The sequence below is a fragment of the Streptomyces sp. MMG1533 genome (assembly GCF_001279775.1).
In the GTDB taxonomy this organism is placed as follows: Bacteria; Actinomycetota; Actinomycetes; order Streptomycetales; family Streptomycetaceae; genus Streptomyces.
This window is the reverse complement of record NZ_LGDG01000247.1, coordinates 15,914-39,319: the sequence shown is the minus strand read 5'-3', so window position 1 is coordinate 39,319 and position 23,406 is coordinate 15,914. Positions and strand designations below refer to the sequence as shown.

Here is a 23,406-nt window from a genome sequence, read left to right as displayed (position 1 = left end):
CCTCCGTCCGACCGCCGGCTCCTCGTTCCGCACGGCCTCAAGAAGCCGCAGCCACCGCCACCCCCATGACTTCCCGGGAATGCCGGCCCGGCACCATCCCCAACCGCCAAGCCTGCCACCCCGTTTCGAGGTCCACCCCCCGTTCCAGCAGGAGCTGGTACGCCTCCACGTAGTCGTCCAGCTTCTCGTCCCGAGCCGGATGCCCGGCCCGCCCCAGCTGGGCCAGCTCCTCCTGGGCCACGGCCGTACCGATCTCCACGCCGCCCGGGGCGGCGAACGGCAGCAGCGTGCAGCGCAGGAAACGCGCCCAGTCCTCGCCGCGCCGGTCCCCGTACGACGTGAAGAGCCCCACCGCCTCGTCGCACAGCGCCAGCGCCTGCGGAGTACGGGCGTTGCCCGCGTCCACCACGGCCAGCTCCAGGCAGGTCCATGCCTCCCCGTGGGCGACGCCGATCCGCTGGAAGTCGGCGCGGGCGTCCACCAGCAGCTGACGGGCGAAGCCCGAGTTCCGCAACGACCCCGTCTGCGCGGCCCGTTGGTCGCGGGTCACCCGTGCCGAGTGGTGCCGGGCGCAGGCCAGGCCGTAGACGTCCCGCATCCGCGAGAACATCGTGCGTGAGCGTTCCAGCTCGCGGACCGCCAGGGTCAGGTTGCCGGTCTCCTCCAGGGCCTGGCCGAGGTAGTACACCGTCCACGCCTCGCCGCGCGCGTCCTCGTTGTCGCGGTGCCGGGACGCCGCCTGGCGCAGACCGTCGACCGCCGCCGACGCGTCGCCGGCGACCAGGCGGGCGCGGGCCAGCTGGGTCAGGGCCCAGGCCTCGCCGCGGGCGTCGCGGGTGCGGCCGTACAGGTCGAGGGCCGTGCGCAACTCCTGCTCCGCGCGCGGTACGTCGCCCATGCGCAACCCCAGTTGGCCGAGCTGGAAGTGGGCCCAGGCCTCGCCGTGCACCGACTCGCCCGCGCGGTGCAGCAGGAGGGACTGGGTCAGCAGTTCCCTCGCCTCGGACAAGTGGGCCCGGTCGCGTTCCACCGCTGCCAGCGCGTGCATGGTCCACGCGCGGTCCGTGGCCAGCTCGGGGGCCGCCTGGAGGTCCAGGGCCTCGCGAAGCTTCGACGCGGCCTCCGTCAGGTTCCCCTGGTGGTGGAGCGTGATGCCCAGCGAACACAGGGCGCGGGCCGCGCCCGCGTCGTGATGCGCCTCCATGTAGAGGTCCACCACCGACGTCAGCGTCGTGCGCGCCTTGTCCAGCTCGCCCAGCTGCCGCGCCGCGATGCCCGTGCGCCACTGCACCGAGCGGACGAGCAGGCCCTGGTCGACCGCCTGTGCCAACTCGCTGATCTCGCCCAGGCGGTAGAGGTCGCCGCGCAGCAGGCAGTAGTCGCACAGGGCGCCGAGGAGGTTCAGTACGGCCGCCTGGTTCACGCCCTCCGCGTGCCTGAGCGCCGCCGTGATGAAGCTCGACTCGTCGTCGAGCCAGCGCAGTGCCTCGTCGAGGGAGTGGAAGCCGTGCGGGCTGAAGCGGTCCGAGCGGGTCGACATGTTGCCGTCGACCAGGCGCAGTACCGAGTCCGCGAGGTCGGCGTAGTTCACGATCAATCGTTCCTGCGCGGCCGTACGCTCTGCCGGCTCCTCCTCGTCGAGGAGGCGGGCGTGGGCGAAGGCGCGGACCACGTCGTGCAGTCGGTAGCGGCTGCCGCGGACGTGGTCGATGAGGCCCGCCCGGGCCAGGGCGACCAGGTGGCGGGTCGCCTCGGTCTCGTCGGTGGCCAGCAGGGCGGCGGCAGCGGCGGCGCCGAGGGAGGCGCGGCCGGCCAGGGCGAGACGGCGCAGCAGCCGGCGGGCCGTGTCCGTCTGGTCGGTGTAGCGCAGCCACAGGACTCTCTCGGCGGGTTCGACCGGGCCGTACGCGGCGAGGTCCGTGGCGAGCCGGCGGGGTGAGCGGGGGCCGAGCGACGAGCCGGCGATGCTCAGGGCGAGCGGCAGGCCGCCGCACAACCGGCTGATCCGGTCGGTGGATTCGGCGTCGTAGGGACCGGTGCTGTCCTGGGCGGCCGCGCCCAGCAGTTCCTCCGCGCCGGCCGGGTCCAGCCTCTCGACGGGCAGCTCGTGCACCCGGGCGGCCACGTCGGCGGGCAGGTCGAGCGGGCCGCGAGCGGTGATCAGGACCAGGCTGTCGGAGCGCTCGGGGACGAGGGTGCGGACCTGCTCGGGGTCCGAGGCGTCGTCCAGGACGATCGTGACGGGCAGGCCGGTCAGATGCTGGTGGTACAGCTCGCTCAGCCGCTTGACCTGCTGGTCCGCGGAGGAACGCTCACGGAACAGGAGCTGTTCGCGGGGGGCGCCGAGACGATTCAGCAGATGCAGCAGCGCGTCGCGGGTGGACAGCGGCTGCTCCTCCGGGCTGTCGCCGCGCAGGTCGACCACGCACGCGCCGCGGAAGTAGTCCTTCAGATCGTGGGCGGCGCGCACCGCGAGTGTCGTGCGACCGCTGCCCGGCGCCCCGTGCAGGACGACCACCGTCGGCCGGGTCTCGGTGCTCGCGCGGGCCGCCTGCACCCACTGCCGGATGCGCGCCATCTCCTGACGGCGGCCCGCGAACGGGCCCACCGGCTCCGGCAGTTGGCCGAACGACTGCTCCAGCACGTTCCGCCCGCGGGCCGCCGCGCTCTTGTCCGTGCCCTTCAGCCGCGGACCCGTCTGCTTCGGCCCGGTGGAGGCGTTCCGTACCCGCTGCTGGTCGAGGTAGGGGCGGATGCCGCGTACTTCGAGGGCCGTCAGCCACTGCAACCGCAGCTGCTCGGGCCCGCCGGGCTGGCCGAGCGCGCCCGCGCGGTGGTGCGCGGCGGGCAGATGCGAACCGGCCACCTTCACCACCGTCGCCGCGGCGCCCACCACTCCCACGGTCACCCCGGCGCCGAACGCCGTACTCGCGCCGGTGCCCAGAGTCAGGTCGGCGACGGTGGCCGCGACCGCCGCGACGCCCGCCACCAGCAACGGAGTACCGCCGCCCTCGCGCGCGTACCTCTGGCCGAAGGTGAGCTGACCGGCCTCCGACTCCTCCAGGGCGCGTGTGTACGCCTCGTACTCCTCGGCGGCGGTCTGCGCCATCGAGTCCAACGCCCCGCGCGCCCGCGACAGCAGCACGGCCCCGTCGGTACGTCCGCCCGATCGCCGTACCTCTTCTTCCACGGCCCGTACCAGCAACCGCTCGGCCTCCGCGCGATGACTGTCCCGCATGTCACGTCCCCCTCCGGCGGCAACGGCTCTTTCTCGGTGGTTCCTTGGTCAAGTGTGCTGCGGACGGCGCATTGGTGCGAGGGGGCGACGGGCTCCGATCGCCTTGCCGGACGTGCCAGTTGATGCGGCGGGGATCGTCATCCCCCTGGTGGGAGCGCTGGTCACGGTCCTGGTGAGCCAGTCGGACGCGTCTTGCTCGTCCGAGGTGTCGGACGACAGTGCGGACGTACTCCACGGAAGTGAAGCCGGGCGACCGCTTCTGCCTGCGGACCGGCGAGGGCGGGTGTCGCCTGCCTCGACGTCCTCGCCGCACCGGTCCAGGGCACGGGAAGACTCGACGTCACGGTCTGGCAGACGCGTGACGTGCGGGGTACTGCGGCAGGATGGACCCATGCCGAACCGACTGGCCCATGAGACGTCCCCCTACCTCCTCCAGCACGCCGACAACCCCGTCGACTGGTGGCCCTGGTCGGCCGAGGCCTTCGAGGAGGCCCGGAAACGGAGCGTGCCGGTCCTGCTGAGTGTCGGCTACAGCAGCTGTCACTGGTGCCACGTCATGGCGCACGAGTCCTTCGAGGACCAGGAGACCGCCGAGTACCTCAACGCCCACTTCGTCAACATCAAGGTCGACCGCGAGGAGCGTCCCGATGTGGACGCCGTCTACATGGAGGCCGTCCAGGCCGCCACCGGGCAGGGCGGCTGGCCCATGACCGTGTTCCTGACGCCGGACGCCGAGCCCTTCTACTTCGGCACCTACTTCCCGCCCGCCCCGCGCCAGGGCATGCCTTCCTTCCAGCAGGTCCTGCAAGGCGTGCGCAGCGCCTGGGCCGACCGGCGGGACGAGGTCGCCGAGGTCGCCGGGAAGATCGTGCGGGACCTGGCGGGGCGCGAGATCTCCTACGGCGACAGCCTGGCACCCGGCGAGGAGCAGCTGGCCGCGGCCCTGCTCGGGCTCACCCGGGAGTACGACCCGCAGCGCGGCGGGTTCGGCGGGGCGCCCAAGTTCCCGCCGTCCATGGTGGTCGAGTTCCTGCTCCGGCACCACGCGCGGACCGGGGCCGAGGCTGCCCTGCAGATGGCGCAGGACACCTGTGAGCGCATGGCCCGCGGCGGCATCTACGACCAGCTCGGCGGCGGGTTCGCCCGGTACTCCGTCGACCGCGACTGGGTCGTGCCGCACTTCGAGAAGATGCTGTACGACAACGCCCTGCTGTGCCGCGTCTACGCCCACCTGTGGCGCTCCACCGGCTCCGAACTCGCCCGCCGGGTCGCCCTGGAGACCGCCGACTTCATGGTGCGGGAACTGCGCACCGACCAAGGCGGGTTCGCCTCCGCTCTCGACGCGGACAGCGACGACGGGACCGGCAGGCACGTCGAGGGCGCGTACTACGTGTGGTCGCCCGAGCAGCTGCGCGAGGTGCTCGGCGACGAGGATGCCGAGCTCGCCGTCCAGTACTTCGGCGTCACCGAGGAGGGGACCTTCGAGGAGGGCTCCTCCGTCCTCCAGCTCCCGCAGCAGGACGTGTTCTTCGACGCCGAGCGCATCGCCTCCATCCGCGAGCGCCTGCTTCACAAGCGGAATGGGCGTTCCGCGCCCGGCCGTGACGACAAGGTCGTCGCCGCCTGGAACGGGCTCGCGATCGCCGCGCTGGCCGAGACCGGCGCCTACTTCGACCGTCCTGACCTGGTGGAGGCCGCGCTCGGCGCCGCCGACCTCCTCGTACGGCTGCACCTGGACGACCACGCCCGCCTCGCCCGCACCAGCAAGGACGGGCAGGTCGGAGCGAACGCCGGGGTGTTGGAGGACTACGCCGATGTGGCGGAGGGCTTCCTGGCGCTGGCCTCCGTGACCGGCGAGGGCGTGTGGCTGGAGTTCGCCGGGTTCCTGCTCGACCACGTGCTCACGCGGTTCGCCGACGACTCCGGCAGCCTCTACGACACCGCCGCCGACGCCGAGAAGCTGATCCGCCGGCCGCAGGACCCCACCGACAACGCCTCCCCGTCCGGCTGGACCGCCGCCGCCGGCGCCCTGCTCGGCTATGCCGCCCACACCGGCGCCGAACCCCACCGCACCGCCGCCGAGAAGGCACTCGGCGTCGTCAAGGCCCTCGGCCCGCGGGTCCCCCGCTTCATCGGCTGGGGGCTCGCCGTCGCCGAGGCGCTGCTCGACGGGCCGCGCGAGGTGGCGATCGTGGGGCCGAGCCTGGATGACGAAGGGACAAAAACCTTGCATCGCACGGCACTTCTCGGCACCGCCCCCGGTGCGGTCGTCGCCGTCGGCACTCCCGGCAGCGACGAACTGCCCCTGCTCGCGGACCGGTCCCTGAGCAACGGTGAACCGACCGCGTATGTCTGCCGTAACTTCACTTGTGACACTCCGACGATCGATCCGGAACGGTTGCGCACGACGCTGAGCGGCTGAAACGGAAGGGGAGTACATCCTTCCGTTGCTCAGATGTGAGCACGTGTTCGGATAAGTCCCGGAAGTCACAACACCGTTCCGAAACACGCTATTTATCGGAACAGCTCCCAGGCTTCACAGTTCCCACCTAATCTCTGCACAGTTACGCGACGGAGGGGGCATTCCGTCGCGACAGGGGGTTGTGGGATCTGGGGGGATCTGTTGTTGACGTCCGTATTCATCGCTGCCGTCTCGCTGGCCTTGTTCTGGATGGCGGCGTTCACCTTGTGGTGGCAGATGCACGCCTGGCGTACGCCGGAAGTGCTCGCCTCCACCCGCTTCCACAGACCGGACGGCGGGGAGAGCCTGTCCTTCTCGCTGCTGCTTCCGGCACGCCATGAACAGGCCGTGCTCGACCACACCATCCAGCGACTGCTGGAGTCCAGCCACACCGACTTCGAGATCATCGTGATCGTCGGGCACGACGACCCGGAGACCACGGCGGTCGCCTGCGACGCCGCGGAGCGCGATCCGCGCGTGCGGGTCGTCGTCGACACCCACGAGAAGAAGAACAAGCCGAAGGCCATGAACACGGCGCTGCCGCACTGCCGCGGCGACGTCGTCGGGGTCTTCGACGCCGAGGACCAGGTCCACCCGGAGCTGCTCGCGCACGTCGACCACGCGTTCCGGACGACCGGCGCGGACGTCGTCCAGGGCGGTGTCCAGCTGATCAACTTCCACTCCAGCTGGTACAGCCTGCGCAACTGCCTGGAGTACTTCTTCTGGTTCCGCTCCCGGCTGCACCTGCACGCGCAGAAAGGGTTCATCCCGCTCGGTGGCAACACCGTCTTCGTCCGGACCGACGTCCTGCGGGAAGCCGACGGCTGGGACCCCGACTGCCTCGCCGAGGACTGCGACCTGGGCGTGCGCCTGTCCAGCGTCGGCAAGAAGGTCGTCGTCGCCTACGACTCCGACATGGTGACCAAGGAGGAGACGCCCGGTTCGCTGATGTCGCTGCTGAAGCAGCGCACCCGCTGGAACCAGGGCTTCCTCCAGGTGTACCGGAAGAAGGACTGGAAGCAACTGCCGGGATTCGGGCAGCGGTTGCTGGCCCGCTACACCCTGATGACGCCGTTCATGCAGGCCTTCACCGGTGTGATCATCCCGCTCAACGTGGCCATCGCGCTCTTCCTCGACGTGCCCGTGAGCATCGCGTTCATCACGTTCCTCCCGGCCGTGACCGCCCTGGTCACCTTCGTCTTCGAGCTTGTCGGACTGCACGACTTCGGCAAGCAGTACGGGCTCCGCGTCCGCTTCGTCCACTACGTCAAGCTCGTCGTGGGCGGCCCCTTCTACCAGGTGCTCCTCGCCGGGGCCGCCGTCCGCGCCGTCTGGCGTGAGCAGCGCGGCCGCAACGACTGGGAGTTGACCACTCATGTCGGCGCGCATCTCACACCGTCCGAAGTGACCCGAGAGGACGTCCCTGCGTGACCTCCACCCTTCCCGCGGTGACCACTCCTACGGTCCCCGCGCAGAGGCGACCTGCGCCTGAAGCCGGTTCGACCGGTCGAACGGCCCCGCCGAGCCGACTGCGTTCCTCCCGCCCCGACCTCCTGCTGTGCGGACTGCTCCTCGTGGCCATCCTGGTCGTGCAGGGCTGGAACATCGCCGACTACCCGACGCTCAGCGACGACGAGGGCACCTACCTCGCCCAGGCCTGGGCGGTCCAGGAGGGCAGGGGCCTCGCCCACTACACCTACTGGTACGACCACCCGCCGCTCGGCTGGATCCAGATGGCACTGCTGACCTGGATCCCCTCGATGATCAGCCCCGGGTCGATGACCGTCGGTTCGATGCGCGCGACGATGCTGGTGATCAGCGGCATCAGCGCGGTGCTGGTCTACGTCCTGGGCCGCCGGCTCTCCCTGCCCCGCTGGGCCGCCGGGCTCGGCATGGTCCTCTTCGGGCTCTCGCCGCTCTCCGTCGTCCTCCAGCGGGAGATCTTCCTCGACAACCTCGCGGTGATGTGGACGCTCGTGGCGTTCACCCTCGCCGCCTCCCCGAGCCGTCACCTCTGGCACCACTTCGGGGCGGGGATCGCCGCCGCCACGGCCGTCCTCACCAAGGAGACGATGCTCGTCATCCTGCCCGCGCTGCTGGTCACCATGTGGCGCCACAGCCATCGCGACACCCGGAAGTTCGCGGTCACCGGCGCCATCACCGCCTGCACGCTGATCGGCTTCTCGTACCCCCTCTTCGCCCTCCTCAAGGGCGAGCTGCTGCCCGGCGGCGGGCACGTCTCCCTCTGGGACGGCGTCAAGTACCAGATGACCAGGCCGGGTTCGGGCTTCATCCTGGACCAGGGCTCCGGCTCCTGGGGTGTCTTCCAGTCGTGGCTCTACTACGACCGGGTCCTGCCCCTCGGCGGCCTGGCCGGCGCCCTCCTGCTGCTGGCCACCTGGCGCTGGTCGGTCACCGCCCGCGCGCTGGCCGGACCGGCGCTGACGGTGGCGATCCTCGCCGCGCTGGCCCTGCGCCCCAACGGCTACCTGCCCGCGATGTACGTCATCCAGGCGCTGCCCTTCCTCGCCCTGGTCCTCGCCGGGGGCACCGCCTCCGTCGCCCACGGCGTGCTGCGCAGATGGCGTGCCGAGGGGGAGAAACGGTTGCTCACCGGCGGGCGGTACGCCCTCGCGGCAGTCCTCGCCGTCGCCGCCGGCGCCTACGTCGTACCCCGCTGGTACGACGGCGACCGCACCGCCGTCACCGTCGACGCCAACGCCCCCTACCAGGCCGCCTCGAAGTGGCTGAGCAGCGAGGTGGAGGATCCGCAGGACACGCGGGTACTCGTGGACGACGCGATGTGGCTGGACCTGGTGCACGCCGGGTACCGGCCCGGGCTCGGTGTCATCTGGTTCTACAAGGCCGACCTCGACCCGGCGGTGACCAAGACGATGCCGCGCGGCTGGAAGGACCTCGACTACGTCGTGGCCTCCCCGACGGTTCGGCGTGACGCGGTGGACCTGCCCAACGTCAAGGCGGCCATCCAGCACTCGACGCCGGTCGCCGTCTTCGGCACCGGTGCGGACCGGATCGAGATCCGGCAGATCCAGACCACCGGCACCGCCGCGGGAGGCGTCCGATGACCCAGGAATCCATCGTCCCCGGAGAACTCGACGATCCGGCCGTACGCGTGACGGAGGTCCCGGAACCGGGCGCCGTCACCATCGTCGTCCCGACGTTCAACGAGTCCGCCAACATCCGCGAACTGCTGCACCAGATCACCGAGTCGGTGCCGTCCCGGCTGCCCTGCGAGGTCGTCTTCGTGGACGACTCCACCGACGACACCCCCGAGGTCATCTACGAGGCCGCGAAGGACTGCCCCTTCCCGGTGACCGTCCTGCACCGGGACGAGCCGGCCGGCGGGCTCGGTGGCGCGGTCGTCGAGGGAATGAAGGCGGCCGGGTCGGACTGGATCGTCGTCATGGACGGCGACTGCCAGCATCCGCCCTCGCTGGTACCGGAGCTGGTGGCCACCGGCGAACGGGCGAACGCCGGCCTGGTCGTCGCGTCCCGCTACATCAAGGGCGGCAGCCGCGCCGGACTGGCGGGCAGCTATCGCGTCGCCGTCTCGCGCGCGGCGACCTGGCTGACCAAGTCCCTCTTCCCGCGCAGGCTGCACGGCATCAGCGACCCGATGAGCGGCTTCTTCGCCATCCGGCGCAGCGCGGTCACCGCCGACGTGCTCCAGCCGCTCGGCTACAAGATCCTCCTCGAACTCGCCGTGCGCAGTCGTCCACGCGGGGTGACCGAGGTCCCGTTCGTCTTCCAGGACCGTTTCGCCGGGGAGTCCAAGTCCAGTGCCCAGGAGGGCTTCCGCTTCCTGCGTCACCTGGTCGGCCTCCGGACCGCCTCGCCGGTCGCCCGCATGGTCGGCTTCGGTCTGATCGGCGCGACGGGATTCGTGCCGAACCTGTTCGGCCTGTGGGCGCTGACCGCGCTCGGCATGCACTACGTACCGGCGGAGATCCTCGCCAACCAGCTCGGCGTCGCCTGGAACTTCGTGCTCATCGAGCACCTGCTGTTCCGCGACCGCCGCCGGCACCGGCAGTGGTGGGACCGCGTCGGACGGTTCGCGCTGCTCGCCAACGCCGACCTGGTGCTGCGGATCCCGCTGATCGCGCTGTTCGTCCACCGGTTCGACATGAGCGCGCTTTCAGCGACCGCGCTCGCCCTGGTGACGACCTTCGTCCTGCGCTTCGTGGGGACCGAAGCGCTGGTCTATCTGCCGCGCGGGGGCCGTGGGGGCCTCGAGAGCGGTCGTACCGCAAGGAGAGCCGTGTGAACAGACACCGCAGGAGATCCGCCCTCCTGGCCGTGGCAGGCCTGACGGGGGGTCTTCTTCTCGCCTCGCCCCAGCCCGCCTCCGCCGCCAACCTCGTCAAGAACCCAGGCTTCGAGACCGCCGGCACCGACGGCATGCCGTACTGCTGGGAGAAGTCCGGCTGGGGCGACAACGACTTCACCTTCACCACGACGTCCGACGCCCACTCGGGCGGCAAGGCCATGAAGGTCGAGCTGACCCGCCGGGTCGACGGCGACCGCAAGGCGCTGATCACCGAGTCGACGGAGTGCGCGCCGGTCGTGACGGCGGGCAAGCAGTACGACCTGGGGCTCTGGTACAAGTCGACCACCCCGGACACGTCCGTCACCCTCTTCCGGCACGACGCGACGGCGGGCTGGCAGTACTGGACCGACCTCAAGACGCTGGAGATGTCCGGCAGTTGGACCCAGGCGTCGGTACGCACCCCCGAGGTCCCGGCCGGCACCGACCGCATCACCTGGGGCGTCTCCGTCTACGGCACCGGCTCGGCCACCACCGACGACTACACGATGGACCAGGTCGCCGCCCCGGTCCCGGACCCGGTGTGCACGGGCACCGCCGAGCAGTGCGCCAACGGCCGCTGGGACGTGCTGCCCACGCAGAACCCGGTGCGCTCCATGCACTCCGTCGTCCTCAACAACGGCAAGGTGCTGCTGATCGCGGGCTCCGGCAACAGCGAGGAGCAGTTCAACGCGGGCACCTTCACCTCAGCCGTGTACGACCCGGTCACCGGCACCTACAAGGTCATCCCCACGCCGAAGGACATGTTCTGCGCCGGGCACGTCCAGCTCCAGGACGGCCGGGTGCTGGTGATGAGCGGCAACAAGGCCTATCCGGTGGCGGGCGGGCATGGCTACGAGGGCTTCAAGGACTCGTACGTCTTCGACCCGGTCACCGAGACGTACACCAAGACCAACGACATGAACGACGGCCACTGGTACCCGTCGGCGACCGTCCTCGGCAACGGTGACGTCATCTCCTTCGGCGGCCTGCGCGAGGACTCCACCGGCTCGGTGACGGCCGAGCTGTGGTCGGACGCCGAGCAGCAGTGGCTGCCACTGTGGAAGGTCAACCAGACCTGGTCGTACTGGGGCCTGTACCCGTCGATGATCCTGATGCAGGACGGCCGCCTCTTCTACTCGGGCAGCCATGTCTTCGGCAACAACATCCCCGGCACGGGATCGGCGATCTACGACTACGACGCCAACACGATCACGCAGATACCGGGCCTGCAGAACAAGGACGAGCGCGACCAGTCGGCGAGCGTGCTGCTGCCCCCGGCGCAGGACCAGAAGGTCCTCACCATCGGCGGCGGCAACATCGACTCCAACCCGGACGCGGGCCGGCTGACCGACGTCATCGACCTCAAGTCCGCCAACCCGTCCTACGTCGCCGGTCCGCCGCTGCCGCAGGGCACGGTCGACCTCGGCAACGGCAAGGTGGCCGAGACGGGCAACCAGGGCAAGATGTACGTCTCCGCGGTCCTGCTGCCCGACGGCAAGGTGCTGGAGACCGGCGGCGCGCTGCACAACCGGGCCGACCCGGTCTACGAGTCGTCGATCTACGACCCGGCGTCGAACACCTTCGACCCGGTGGCGGCCGACCCCCAGGCGCGCGGCTATCACTCGTCCTCGTTCCTGCTGCCCGACGGCCGGGTGATGTCGACCGGCGACAACCCGGGCAACGGCACCTGGAACCACAACGTGTCGATCTACACGCCGCCCTATCTGCTCAAGGGCACGCGTCCGTCGATCACTTCGGTGATCGACACCGAGTGGAACTACGGCGACACCCAGCGGATCACCGTCGACCGTCCCATCGCCAAGGCCGAGCTGATCCGCCCGGCCGCGGTCACCCACTCCTCGGACCCGAACCAGCGGTTCGTGGACCTGCCGCTGTCGGTGGACGGCAACAACGTCGACCTGAACGTGACGAGCAACCCCGACATGGCCCCGCCCGGCTGGTACATGCTCTTCGCGGTCGATGCGAACGGCGTGCCGTCGGTGGCCAAGTGGGTACACCTCCAGGGCCCGTCGGCCCTGAGCGCCACCGACGCCTCGGCGCACGTGCACTCCTTCGCCGAATCCCCGGAGGGCACGGTCCAGGAGCCCGGCAAGAAGAGGACCTCTCAGAAGGTCAGCCCGACCGTCTCCGGCTGCGACCGGCACTACGGCTCGATCAACGTCTGCGTGCCGACCGTCTTCCCGGACGAGGTCAAGCAGACGACGGCCGCCCGCTGTGCCTGGCTGAAGCAGAACGACTACGGCCGCCTCAAGGTCAACGGCAAGGACGACCCGCTGAAGCTCGACCGCAACAAGGACGGCATCGCCTGCGGAAAGGCGGACCTCAGGCGCCGCTGAGGATCATGGCGCCCAGCGTGAGCTGAGCGCCCCACTGCACCACCACGGCCCCGGCCCTGGCGTACACCGCCAGGGTCCGGGGCCACGCCAGTGCCGCCACGCCGGCCGCGAGGGCCGCGCAGAACATGCCGTAGAGAAGCCCGCCCGGGATCGTCGAGCACTGCTCGCCGTAGGTCAGGCAGCGGCTGCCCCGCTCGCCGGCGAGTACGGCGAGCCACGCGAGGACGACGGTCGGCAGGAGCAGGACGAGTCCGGCGACGGACCAGCCGGTGAGGAGACGGGAGGCGGGCGGCTGCGCTGTGGTCATGCCGCCATCCCATCGCGCCGGCCCGGGCGCGGTGATCGGCCCCGGTACTCAACCCTCCTGAGTACGCATGCTCAACGCGCGCTCCACGATGGCCTCCAGCTGCTCGTGGTGCGCGCCCTTCCAGTACGCCCGTCCGCACTCCCGGCACTGCGCGAAGACGTCGTACGACCGCTGCGTACCGCCCTCCAACCGGTCCGCCACCTCCTCCTTGGTGGCCGCCTTCAGCAGGCCGTTGCAGGCGGTGCACCGGGTCCACGGCCGCAGGTCGGGGCGGAACCGGTCCAGGACGTCCGGGAGTTGCTCCTCGGGGCGGGTGCTGTAGACGTACGCGCCCGCCCACAGCTCGCGGCGGCGCAGCAGGCCCCGGTCGCGGCTGAGCATGACGCGCCGCTCGGCGGCCGAGCGGGCGGCGAGGGCCGGGTCCCCGATGTCGGTCGACTCGTACGCCGTGTCGACGCCGAGCAGCCGCAGCCGGCGCGCGAGGGTGCCGAGGTGGACGTCGAGGAGGAAGCGGAGCGGGGCACCGGGAACCTGCTGGGGGCGCTCGACGGGGCGTACGCGCACCGACTCGCCCGCCGCCGGGACGTGCGACACGGGCACCTCGCGGCCGTCCACGACCAGGGAGCCGACCTCGGTCAGCGGGACGCCGAGGGACTCCACGACATGGCCGAGGGTGGAGACGCCGTCGGTGGCGACCGGGGTGGCGCCGGACCGTCGTCCGTGGGGCACGAACAGGGTGAGTTCGGGGGCGAATTCGACGTGGATCTCCGGTGGTGCGCTCACCGGGTCAGGATGTCACGGCCGCGGGCGCCGGCCTCAGGACTTTTCCCGGGGGAGGCCGTGTTCGATGACGTCCAGGGCGCGGTCGAGGAGGTCGCGCAGGTCGTCCCGGAAGTCGTTCTCGGCCCAGTACAGGGAGATCTCCGCGAGTCCGCCGATCAGGGACATCGTGTAGACCCGCACCTCCAGGCTGTCCTCCGCGCGGCCGGTGCGGGCCGCGACGGCCGAGGCGAGCATCCTGCCGGTGACCGACATGCTCTCCATCATCCGGGAGCGCACCGCGGGCACCTCGACCATCAGCCGCGACCGCAGCCGGGTGACCTCGGGTTCCTCGTTCGCTCCGAGGCCGATGGCCTTGTGCATGACGTACCGCAGGGAGACCGGCCACGGCTCGTCCGCCGGCCGGGCCCGCAGTTCCTCCAGGAGGATCGGGTCGTACTCGTCCGTGAGGACGATGTCCTCCTTCGTGGGGAAGTAGCGGAAGACCGTGGACGGCGACACCTCGGCGCGCTCGGCGATCTGCTCGATCGTCGTGGCGTCGTACCCCTGCTCCTCGATCAGCGCGTACGTCGCGTCGCGGATCGCCGTCCGGGTCTTGATCTTCTTCCGCTCACGAAGTCCCAGCTGGGGACGGTCGGTGGGGGGAGAGGTGCGTGCGGGCGTCATGGGGGTCATTGTCGGGCATCGACCTCGGCGGCAGCCATGTCCGGGGCCTCGGAGCTCTTGGTCACGGGGGTGTTCGGCAGGAACGCCGCCGCCAGCAGCGCGGACCCGAGGGCCGCGATCCCGCACACCAGGAGCACGATGCCCATGCCGTGGACGTACGCGCTGTTCGCGGAGGTCACCAGATCGGCCGACCCGCTCTGCCGGGCGACCAGGTGCGCCGCGACCACGGAGTCCCCGGCGGTGTCCGCCGCCCGCGCGGACAGCCCCGTGACGTCGAGCCGGTCGCGGTAGGTGCCGGCGAGCAGGCTGCCGAGCAGGGCGATGCCGATCGCGGCGCCGACCTGGCGGAGCGTCATCAGCAGCCCGGAGCCTCCCCCACTGCCTCAACGGCGTGGGGGGACCCCCAGCCGGCCCGGTCGCGGGGCAGGGCGCCCAGGGCGCCGTTCATCGCCGGGATCAGCGAGCAGCCGAAGCCGAGCCCGGCGATCGAGAGCCACAGCGCGGTGAAGCCGTAGCCGGAGTCGACCGTGGTACGGCTGCCGAGGAGCCCGGCGAAGGCCAGCACCACCAGGCCGGCGCTGACCGCCGCGCGGGCGCCGAACCGGGCCACGACCGGCTGGGCGGTGCGGGAGGCGACCAGCAGGCCGCCCATCATCGGGAGCAGCCGGAGACCGGTGCCGAGGGCGTCGTGGCCGAGGACCGCCTGGAGGTAGGGCGGCAGCACGAAGAGCAGGCCGGACAGGACGAACATCACCAGGGTCGCGGCGACGGTGTTGAAGAGGAAGCCGCGCTGGGCGAGCAGCGTCATGTCGAGCATGGGCCGCTCCGTCCGCCGCTCCCGCAGCACCAGCCCGGCGAGCAGGACCACGGCCGCGCCGAACATCCCCAGCACCAGCGGGTCGCCCCAGCCGCGGGTGGGCGCCTCGATGATCGCGTAGATCAGGGCGCCGAGCCCTCCCGCGGTGAGCGCGGTGGAGACGGTGTCGACCTTGGGGGAGGCCGGGTCGCGGGTCTCGGGCAGCAGGAAGACGCAGGCGGTGATGCCGATCGCTGCCATCGGGACGTTGACGAGGAAGACCGAGCCCCACCAGAAGTGGTTGAGCAGCCAGCCGCCGATGATCGGGCCGAGCGGCAGGCCGAGCGCGGAGGCGGCGGAGATGATGCCGACGGCCTTGGTGCGCTCGTCGGGCCCGAAGAGCGAGGGCAGGACGGAGAGGGCGAGCGGCGTGACCAGCGCGCCGCCGACGCCCATCACCGCGCGGGCGACGATCACCGCGTTCACGTCCCCGGCGAGGGCGCCCACGACCGAGCCGGCCAGGAAGATCCCCAGCCCGGCGATCAGCATCAGCCGCCCTCCGAACCGGTCGCCCAGCAGACCCGCCGGGAGCATCAGCGCCGCGAAGACGACGACGTACGCGTCCGCCAACCTCCCCCAGTGCTAAACGCCTGGGGGGACCCCCAGCTGTTCGCCGGTGGTGGCGCCGAGGTCGCCGGCCATCGTCGGCAGCGCCACGTTCAGGATCGTCATGTCGAAGCCGAGGGTCAGCATGCTCGCGACGAGGGCGGCGAGGGCCCACCAGCGGCGGGGGTCGGGCTGCACCTCGGAAGGTTGAGTGACAGTAGCCATGAAATGAGAGTAACTCTCAAAATCCAGTGACTATCAATCGGTGGTGCCTTTCGGGCATGCAAAAAAGGGCCACGACTCGAAGTCGTGGCCCTCGGGGAAGGGGGGTGCTACGTGTGCTGGTACGCCACCAGCGAGATCCCGATGTAGTGCGCGATGAACGCCGCCAGGGTCAGGGAGTGGAACACCTCGTGGAAGCCGAACCAGCGCGGTGACGGGTTCGGGCGCTTGAGGCCGTAGATCACTCCGCCCGCGCTGTAGAGCAGGCCGCCCACGATCACCAGCACGAGGACGGCGATGCCGCCGGAGCGCATGAAGTCGGGCAGGAAGAAGACGGCCGCCCAGCCCATCGCGATGTAGCAGGGCGTGTAGAGCCAGCGCGGGGCGCCGACCCAGAAGACGCGGAAGATGATGCCCGCCGCGGCCGCCGCCCAGATGCTCCACAGCAGCCACTGCCCCTTGGCGCCCGGCAGGAGCAGCATTGTCAGCGGGGTGTAGGTGCCGGCGATGATCAGGAAGATGTTGGCATGATCCAGTCGCCGTAGGACCCCGTCCATGCGGGGGCTCCAGTTGCCCCGGTGGTACAGCGCGCTGACGCCGAAGAGCAGGCAGGCCGTCAGGGCGAAGATCCCGCAGGCGAGGCGGCCTCTGGGGGAGTCGGCGAGGGCGGTGAGCACCAGGCCCGCGATGAGTGCGGCCGGAAACATGCCCAGGTGCAGCCAGCCGCGGAGCCTGGGCTTGACCGGATGTGGCAGAGAGGTCGCGACGGGACCGCGGCCTGCGGCCGAGGTGTCCTTGGTCGCGTCGGGGACGGACGCAGTCATACGCGACATCGTACCTACGGAACCGTAAGTTGCGGGTCAGGGCGACCCGTTGGCCGGCGAAGAGTGGCCATCGTCTCACGGGGGTTCGGCGGGAGTGCCGTGGATGCCGTTTCAAAGAACCTTCAGCTGAAACCCATGTGGACGCAAAGTGGCGTTTTTACACGTGGCGATCCTCACTCCGCTCATCTGTACGTCCCTATGGACAGATGGGCGTACTCGTCGGATGATCAAATGAGTGCGGTCGGCACCGGATGAGCGCCAGAGGGAACAGACGCTGCGAAGCATCCGGGTCGCGGCCCCCACGGGGCAAACAAGGACAAAATCCCTCACTTAGGAGCAATCGTGGCGCGCGACATCGCGGCTCCCCCCGTCATTCCCACCACCCACAAGGAACTGCTCTCGTGGGTGAACGAGATCGCAGAACTGACGCAGCCGGACAACGTGGTCTGGTGTGACGGATCAGAGGCCGAGTACGAGCGCCTGTGCGAGGAGCTCGTGGCGAAGGGCACCTTCAAGAAACTCGACCCGATCAAGCGCCCCAATTCGTACTACGCGGCCTCCGACCCGACCGATGTCGCCCGGGTCGAGGACCGGACCTTCATCTGCTCCGAGAAGGAAGAGGACGCGGGCCCGACCAACCACTGGAAGGCTCCCGCCGAGATGCGGGCCATCTTTACCGGAGAAGGAGACAGTTTCGCCGGTGAGAAGGGCGTCTTCCGCGGCTCGATGAAGGGCCGGACGATGTACGTCGTCCCGTTCTGCATGGGCCCCCTCGGCTCGGACCTCTCCGCGATCGGCGTGGAGATCACCGACTCCGCCTACGTCGCCGTGTCCATGCGCACCATGACCCGCATGGGGCAGCCGGTCTTGGACGAGCTCGGCTCCGACGGTTTCTTCGTGCGTGCCGTGCACACGCTCGGGGCGCCGCTGGCCGAGGGCGAGGCGGACGTGCCGTGGCCGTGCAACTCCACGAAGTACATCTCGCACTTCCCGGAGACCCGCGAGATCTGGTCCTACGGCTCCGGCTACGGCGGCAACGCGCTGCTCGGCAAGAAGTGCTACGCCCTGCGCATCGCCTCCGTCATGGCCCGCGACGAGGGCTGGCTGGCCGAGCACATGCTGATCCTCAAGCTGACCCCGCCCCCCTCTGCTTCCAGCCGGGTCGAGTCCAAGTACGTCGCCGCCGCCTTCCCGAGCGCCTGCGGCAAGACCAACCTCGCCATGCTGGAGCCGACCACCCGCGGCTGGACGGTCGAGACCATCGGCGACGACATCGCCTGGATGCGCTTCGGCGAGGACGGCCGCCTGTACGCCATCAACCCCGAGGCCGGCTTCTTCGGCGTCGCGCCCGGCACCGGTGAGCACACCAACGCCAACGCGATGAAGACGCTGTGGGGCAACTCCGTCTTCACCAACGTGGCGTTGACCGACGACAACGACATCTGGTGGGAGGGCATGACGCAGGAGACTCCGGCCCACCTGACGGACTGGAAGGGCAACGACTGGACGCCGGCGTCCGAGACCCCGGCCGCCCACCCCAACGCCCGCTTCACCGTGCCCGCCTCGCAGTGCCCGATCATCGCGCCCGAGTGGGAGGACCCCAAGGGCGTGCCGATCTCGGCGATCCTCTTCGGCGGGCGCCGCGCCACCGCCGTACCGCTGGTGACGGAGTCCTTCGACTGGAACCACGGCGTCTTCCTCGGCGCCAACGTGGCCTCCGAGAAGACCGCCGCCGCCGAGGGCAAGGTCGGCGAGCTGCGCCGCGACCCCTTCGCCATGCTGCCGTTCTGCGGCTACAACATGGGCGACTACATGGGCCACTGGGTCGACGTCGCCAAGGGCAAGGACCAGGCGAAGCTCCCGAAGATCTACTACGTCAACTGGTTCCGCAAGAACGACGAGGGCAAGTTCGTCTGGCCCGGCTTCGGCGAGAACAGCCGCGTCCTGAAGTGGATCGTGGAGCGCCTGGAGGGCAAGGCCGAGGGCGTCGAGACCCCGATCGGCATCCTGCCGGCCAAGGGGGCGCTGGACACGAACGGTCTGGAGCTTTCGGAGTCCGACCTCGACTTCCTCCTCACGGTCGACAAGGAGGTCTGGCGCGAGGAGGCCGCCCTGGTCCCCGAGCACCTCAACACCTTCGGCGAGCACACGCCCAAGGAACTGTGGGACGAGTACCGCGCCCTGGTGCAGCGCCTGGGCTGATGGGCCCTCCCAAGACGCCGCGGCCGGCTCCGATCGTGCCCTGACCAGCAGTATCGTCACGGCCGGCCGCGGTGACAGCACCCTGCTCGACCCCCGTACCGGCGAGGTTCCGCACAACGGCGTGCAGAGCCCTGGGCCTGTCGTCGTCCTCCCCGTCCGCCTCGACTGGGAGGATGGCGACAGGCCTTCGCCCTTTCACCGGGAACGGTCCTCCAGATACCGCGTGTGCGACTCCTGCCGCCGCGCCTCCGTCTCCCGCACACTCGCGGCCAGCCGCTCCGCCTCCTCGTGCAGCAGCGTGAGCTGCCGCTCCAGATGGCGTTCCGGCGGCTCCTGGCCCGGCGCGAGCCGCGTCCACCACCGGGTCCGTACGAACGTGTCGACGGCCTCGGGAACGTCCTGCCGTACGGCCCGCGACAGCGTGTGCACGCCCTCCGGGTCCTGGGCCAGCACCTCGGTGACCCAGCCGGGATCCAGCAACGCGGCCAGCAGCCCGGTCAGTTCGGTGAGCCGGCCCGCGGCGGCGGGCGGCAGTTCGACGCCCGCGAGATAGGCCTGGAGCCGGTCGAAGTCGGCCCGGATCTCGTCGAGCTGGGCCGACGGGTCCGGGAAGTCCGGCAGCGCCGGCCGCTCCGGCGGTGCGACGAGCGCGCCCGCGCCGTACAGCCCCGCCACGACCACGGGCCAGTACGGTCCCGCGACCCCCACGAACGTCAACGCCAGTCCGGCCAGCCCGCACGCGCTCCCGGCGATGTTCTTGCGGGACTCGAGATAACCGAGCAGGTCACTGGTAGCCACGGATCTCCTCGAAGGCGCCGTCCAGCGAGCCCTGCCGGGCGTCGAAGAGGCGGCCGCCGGTCAGCTCGGCGATGTGCTCCAGTTCGGAGCGGTCGGAGTCGCCGAAGAGAATGGGGAAGACGGGGATGTGCTTGTACGTGCTCTTGAGCCCCGTGTCGTAGAACTCGTCGAACTCCTCCGCCTTCGCGCCCGCCGTGTTCTCGCCGTCCGTCATCAGCACGATGGACGTGAAGGTGTCCCGGTCGGCGTCGAGATGTTCGTACGCCTTCTCCAGCGAGGTGTAGATCGCGGTGTCGCCCTCGGCGGTGAGCGCCTCGGTGTCCTCGCGGATGGCGTCGAGGCCCGTCTGCGGATCGGCCGGGTCCACCACATGGGTCCGTACGCTCTTCACCTGAGACCCGAACGGCATCAGCGTGACCTCTTCACGGTCCCGGAAGTCCCCGGTGAGGTCGGCGAGCGCGTCCTTGAGGCCCGCCAGCCGGTCACCTTCCATCGAGCCCGAGGTGTCGAGGACGTAGACGGTCCTCGACGGGCGGCGCAGCTCGTTCTCGTACGAGTCCAGCAGGCCGTCGGCGACGGAACGGCTGCCCGGGAAGGGCAGTTCGCGTCGGCGGGTCGTGTCGAGCCCGGACGCGGGCCGTACCGAGGCGACGACGGGGCGGCGGTGGGTGCGCTCGGTGATCTCGCGCTGGATCTCCGGCGTGCGCAGGGCCTCGGTCAGCCGGCGGACGTCCTCGCGGGTGGTGGCGTCGGTGGCCGTGAGCGAGGAGAGCGGGTAGTCGGCGGTGACGACGCCGTCGCGGGGGCGGATCACGGTGAGACCCGGGATGCCCTCGAGGACGGACTCGTAGTTGAGGAGCGCGTCGACGTCCTCGCGCCGCTCGTACGCCGCCGCCAGCCAGCCCGACGACCCCGACGTCAGCTGCTGCCCCTGGAAGAACTCCTTCAGCCGGGGTGTGGCCTTCTTGACGTCGGCGTCCGTGAGCGCGGACTGGGCGCCGGAGAGGGCGGAGGCCACGGAGACCAGCGTGGAGAAACCGGAGTTGGAGCGGGCCGGGTCGGTCATGCCGTACGTCAGCTTCCCGTCCTGGACGGCCTGCTCGACCCGGGCCCAGGTGACGTCGTCCGGCTTCCAGTCGAGCGCCTCGACGGTCGCCGGCTTCACTCCCACGGCGACGGGGCTCGACATGACCGGCGTCTCGGACACGACCTTCCTCGCCGCGTCGGGACGCAGGCGCAGATAGTCGTTGGACGACAGCCACAGGGCGTCGTACCGCCCGTCCGCCGTGCCCTTCGCCAGCAGTTCCACGGCGTCCAGGGTGCCCAGGTAGGTGGGCCGGACCTTGATGCCGGTGTCCTTCTCGACCCGGTCGAGGACCGGCGTCATGTCACTGAGCTCGCTGGAGGCGAGGACGCGGAGGGTGCCGGGTTCGGGGGCGCCCGTGTCGGCCTGCTCCTCGGCCGCGGTGCAGCCCGTCAGGAGGGCGAGGGCGAGGAAGGCCGTGAGTCGTCGTCTCATGCGAGCCCACCCTCCAGCGCGCCCTGCGACCGGCTGCGCTCCAAGTACGCGCTCGCGTGCTGGAGTTCGGAGGTCAGCGACTCCACGGTCGCCGCCATCGCCTCGGTCGCCTGGACCTTGTAGGTGTCGATGGCGTCCAGGGTGCGGTAGATCTGCTGGAAGGCGGTCCGCAGGGTCTCGGCCCCCACGGCCGGGTCCGCGGCGATCCGCTGGATCTCCCCGCTCTGGGTGGCGAGCATCTCCGCGTTGCCCCGGATGAGGTCCTCGGTCGTCCCGCGCAGGGCGTTGACCTGGTCGACGACCTTCTTCTGGTTGTCGAGGGCGGAGGCCAGCATCACGGAGATGCGCAGCGCCGACACCGTGGTCGTGGCCGCCCGGTCGACGCCCTTGATCAGCTCCTCGTTGTTGCGCCGTACGACGTCCATGGCGAGGTAGCCCTGTGCGCACACCGCGAGCTGAGTCAGCAGGTCCTGGTGCTTCTGCCGGACGGGGAAGAGGACGTCGGCACGGAGCGAGTCGGCCTGCTGCGGGTCCGTCGCCGCCACGCCGTCGACGTGCTGCTCGACGGCCGTGTCCAGGGCCTCGGTCAGCACGACGTACTCCTGGAGCTTGCCCATGGACTCCCACAGGCGGACCCGCTCGGTCTGCAACGCGGCGTTGTCACGCCGGAGTTCGTCCTGGCCGCCGCGCAGCGAGCCCACGATCTTGTTCAGCGTGCCTTGCGCCGAGGCGTACTTGGCCACGTGGTCGCGCAGCTTGTTGCCGCCGGGCAGCCGGGACAGGAACTTCCGGCCCTTGGCGGCGGGAAGGTCCCGCGGGTCCAGGTCCTCGACGACCCGCCGGAGTTCGACGAGCGAGCCCGCGACCTGCGACTGGGCGTCCCCGCCCTTGGCGGGCAGACTCCGTACGGTCCGCTCCAGCATGCGGTTGGACTGTGCGGCGGCGCTGCGCATCTCGCCGGCGCCGAGCGCGGTGATCTCCCCGACCTTGCCGGCGAACTCGGGGGAGCGGGCGTCGAGGGAGGCGAGGCCCTCGATGTACGTGGCGGCCTTCTTGGCCATGTCGGTCCGGACGGTGTCGTCGACGGGGACGAGCCCGCCGGCCTTCTCCCGCGGCACGGGCGCGACGGCCTCGGGCGGCGTGAGGACGAAAGTGTCGTCGGTCATGAGCTGTTCCCCCTATCCCCGCGCCCGGCGCGCCATCGCGTGCAGCACCTCGGAGGTGGGCACGGGCGCCTGCCGGATGCCGGTCAGCTTCTGGTTGAGGTAGTCGGCGTGGGCCGCCGTGGCCTTGGTGAACTCGGCGGTCGCGCCCTGCGGCCGGAACCCGTGCCGGACGGCCAGCTCGCGCAACTCCGGGTCGCTGCCGAGGAGTTCGCCGAACGCGCGGCCGTTCTCCGTGAGCGGGACGACGGTGTGGTCGCTGTTGGCGGTGGTGTCCGGGTAGAGGACGGTCAGGTCGTCGACGCCTTCCCCCTCGCCCAGCAGCGCGGCGACCTGCGACTCGTACACCAGCACCAGCGGATTCCCGGCGCCGCTGACGAAGTCCCGGAAGGCCGCGTCCGTGCTCGACTGCTGGGCGCCCTGCACGCTGACCAGCTTGTGCATCAGGGGCGCGGTCCGGTCGACGTCGGCGTCGCTCGCGGCCACCTTGCCACCGGCGGCGACGTAGGAGGCGGCGGCGAGGTAGAGGGCACCGGAGTTGGACGTCTCGGGGTCGGTGGTGGCGACGTAGAGCGTGCCGGTCAACTCCCCGTACTTCTCGGCACCCTTGAGCTGCTGCCAGGTCCGGTCCCGCTCGGCGGCGTCGAGATGGGCGGCCATCTTCAGGGTGCCGCGGTTCTTGTCGAGGGCGGCGAGTCCATTGGCGGCCAGCACCTCGGCGGCGCCGCGATGGGCCACGACGACGAGCGGCGAGTAGAAGGGCACCGGCAGCGGCTGCCTGACCTTGTACTTCGCGGCGAGCTCGGCGGCCGGCGCCTGACTGGACGGGAAGGCGAGGTCGTAGCCCTTGAGGTCCAGTCCCTCCATGGCCCAGGACCCGGAGGTCTCGGCCTTGACGGTGTAGCCCTTGGCGGCGAGGGCCTTCACCACGTCGGGATCGGCGAAGAACTCCGCCTTCTCCGATCCGATCACTGCGTGCACGGTCTTCGTTGCCGTGCTCTTGTCCCCGGTGTCCCGGCCCGCTACGACGGCTGCCACCACTCCGCCGACCAGCAGGACCGCGAGGACGATTCCTGCGATTCTTCTCACAGGGGGAGAGTGCTCGCGGAACCCAACATTCCCCGGCGGGAAGCATGAACG

Annotated in this window: 15 protein-coding genes and 1 pseudogene; 6 read left to right on the top strand and 10 right to left on the bottom strand. The window is 70.5% G+C overall.

The window, feature by feature from the left end:
* Positions 1-37 precede the first annotated feature (37 nt).
* Positions 38-3,238, bottom strand: coding sequence for a tetratricopeptide repeat protein (locus tag ADK57_RS34395; RefSeq protein WP_053753585.1), 3,201 nt, complete (start codon positions 3,236-3,238; stop codon positions 38-40).
* 391 nt (positions 3,239-3,629) lie between these two features.
* Between ADK57_RS34395 and ADK57_RS34390 the strand changes: the two genes are divergently transcribed.
* The 5 genes from ADK57_RS34390 to ADK57_RS34370 all read left to right on the top strand — a co-directional run bounded on the left by ADK57_RS34390 (position 3,630) and on the right by ADK57_RS34370 (position 12,383).
* Positions 3,630-5,660: a thioredoxin domain-containing protein gene (locus tag ADK57_RS34390; RefSeq protein ID WP_053753584.1), complete on the top strand. Its 2,031-nt coding sequence runs from the start codon at positions 3,630-3,632 to the stop codon at positions 5,658-5,660.
* Positions 5,661-5,861: 201 nt separating this feature from the next.
* Positions 5,862-7,130 carry a glycosyltransferase gene (locus ADK57_RS34385; RefSeq protein WP_053753583.1) on the top strand — a complete coding sequence of 423 codons (1,269 nt, stop codon included), beginning with the start codon at positions 5,862-5,864 and terminating at the stop codon, positions 7,128-7,130.
* Positions 7,127-8,785 carry an ArnT family glycosyltransferase gene (locus tag ADK57_RS34380; protein WP_053753582.1) on the top strand — a complete coding sequence of 553 codons (1,659 nt, stop codon included), beginning with the start codon at positions 7,127-7,129 and terminating at the stop codon, positions 8,783-8,785. The genes ADK57_RS34385 and ADK57_RS34380 overlap by 4 nt, the downstream gene beginning before the upstream one ends.
* Positions 8,782-9,984: a glycosyltransferase gene (locus ADK57_RS34375; RefSeq protein WP_053753581.1), complete on the top strand. Its 1,203-nt coding sequence runs from the start codon at positions 8,782-8,784 to the stop codon at positions 9,982-9,984. The genes ADK57_RS34380 and ADK57_RS34375 overlap by 4 nt, the downstream gene beginning before the upstream one ends.
* Positions 9,981-12,383 (top strand): galactose oxidase-like domain-containing protein, encoded by a 2,403-nt coding sequence (locus ADK57_RS34370; protein ID WP_053753580.1) that lies wholly within the window; start codon positions 9,981-9,983, stop codon positions 12,381-12,383. The genes ADK57_RS34375 and ADK57_RS34370 overlap by 4 nt, the downstream gene beginning before the upstream one ends.
* Here ADK57_RS34370 and ADK57_RS50190 read toward each other — a convergent pair.
* The 5 genes and pseudogenes from ADK57_RS50190 to trhA form a co-directional block, all read right to left on the bottom strand.
* Complete coding sequence (locus tag ADK57_RS50190) at positions 12,370-12,690, bottom strand: hypothetical protein (RefSeq protein WP_053753579.1); 321 nt, start codon at positions 12,688-12,690, stop codon at positions 12,370-12,372. The two genes, ADK57_RS34370 and ADK57_RS50190, sit on opposite strands and share 14 nt — an antisense overlap.
* Before the next feature lie 48 nt (positions 12,691-12,738).
* Positions 12,739-13,473, bottom strand: a complete 735-nt coding sequence (locus ADK57_RS34360) for a Mut7-C RNAse domain-containing protein (protein ID WP_053753578.1) — start codon at positions 13,471-13,473, stop codon at positions 12,739-12,741.
* A 33-nt stretch (positions 13,474-13,506) separates the two neighbouring features.
* Positions 13,507-14,136, bottom strand: a complete 630-nt coding sequence (locus ADK57_RS34355; RefSeq protein WP_063786056.1) for a TetR/AcrR family transcriptional regulator — start codon at positions 14,134-14,136, stop codon at positions 13,507-13,509.
* Between the two features lie 5 nt (positions 14,137-14,141).
* A pseudogene (locus ADK57_RS34350) lies at positions 14,142-15,763 on the bottom strand (MFS transporter).
* 107 nt (positions 15,764-15,870) lie between these two features.
* Positions 15,871-16,584, bottom strand: a complete 714-nt coding sequence (trhA, locus tag ADK57_RS34345) for a PAQR family membrane homeostasis protein TrhA (protein WP_053753576.1) — start codon at positions 16,582-16,584, stop codon at positions 15,871-15,873.
* 342 nt (positions 16,585-16,926) lie between these two features.
* Between trhA and ADK57_RS34340 the strand changes: the two genes are divergently transcribed.
* Positions 16,927-18,786 carry a phosphoenolpyruvate carboxykinase (GTP) gene (locus ADK57_RS34340; RefSeq protein WP_053753575.1) on the top strand — a complete coding sequence of 620 codons (1,860 nt, stop codon included), beginning with the start codon at positions 16,927-16,929 and terminating at the stop codon, positions 18,784-18,786.
* A 195-nt stretch (positions 18,787-18,981) separates the two neighbouring features.
* Here the strand turns inward: ADK57_RS34340 and ADK57_RS34335 are convergent, their stop codons facing one another.
* From ADK57_RS34335 to ADK57_RS34320, 4 genes are read right to left on the bottom strand one after another with little or no spacing between them, the layout of a single operon-like run.
* On the bottom strand, positions 18,982-19,584 hold the full coding sequence (locus tag ADK57_RS34335) for a hypothetical protein (protein ID WP_053753574.1): 603 nt from the start codon (positions 19,582-19,584) through the stop codon (positions 18,982-18,984).
* On the bottom strand, positions 19,571-21,103 hold the full coding sequence (locus ADK57_RS34330) for a substrate-binding and vWA domain-containing protein (protein WP_053753573.1): 1,533 nt from the start codon (positions 21,101-21,103) through the stop codon (positions 19,571-19,573). The genes ADK57_RS34335 and ADK57_RS34330 overlap by 14 nt, the downstream gene beginning before the upstream one ends.
* Positions 21,100-22,269: a toxic anion resistance protein gene (locus ADK57_RS34325; protein ID WP_053753572.1), complete on the bottom strand. Its 1,170-nt coding sequence runs from the start codon at positions 22,267-22,269 to the stop codon at positions 21,100-21,102. Before ADK57_RS34325 ends, ADK57_RS34330 begins: the two co-directional genes overlap by 4 nt.
* A 12-nt stretch (positions 22,270-22,281) precedes the next feature.
* Complete coding sequence (locus ADK57_RS34320; protein WP_053753571.1) at positions 22,282-23,355, bottom strand: substrate-binding domain-containing protein; 1,074 nt, start codon at positions 23,353-23,355, stop codon at positions 22,282-22,284.
* Between the last annotated feature and the right edge of the window lie 51 nt (positions 23,356-23,406).

Bases quoted from the DNA above. Each gene is read 5' to 3' on its own strand.
- ADK57_RS34395 (WP_053753585.1), bottom strand. From the start codon at position 3,238: ATGCGGGACAGTCATCGCGCGGAGGCCGAGCGGTTGCTGGTACGGGCC.
- ADK57_RS34390 (WP_053753584.1), top strand. From the start codon at position 3,630: ATGCCGAACCGACTGGCCCATGAGACGTCCCCCTACCTCCTCCAGCAC.
- ADK57_RS34375 (WP_053753581.1), top strand. From the start codon at position 8,782: ATGACCCAGGAATCCATCGTCCCCGGAGAACTCGACGATCCGGCCGTA.
- ADK57_RS50190 (WP_053753579.1), bottom strand. From the start codon at position 12,690: ATGACCACAGCGCAGCCGCCCGCCTCCCGTCTCCTCACCGGCTGGTCC.
- ADK57_RS34355 (WP_063786056.1), bottom strand. From the start codon at position 14,136: ATGACGCCCGCACGCACCTCTCCCCCCACCGACCGTCCCCAGCTGGGA.
- trhA (WP_053753576.1), bottom strand. From the start codon at position 16,584: ATGACTGCGTCCGTCCCCGACGCGACCAAGGACACCTCGGCCGCAGGC.
- ADK57_RS34330 (WP_053753573.1), bottom strand. From the start codon at position 21,103: ATGAGACGACGACTCACGGCCTTCCTCGCCCTCGCCCTCCTGACGGGC.
- ADK57_RS34325 (WP_053753572.1), bottom strand. From the start codon at position 22,269: ATGACCGACGACACTTTCGTCCTCACGCCGCCCGAGGCCGTCGCGCCC.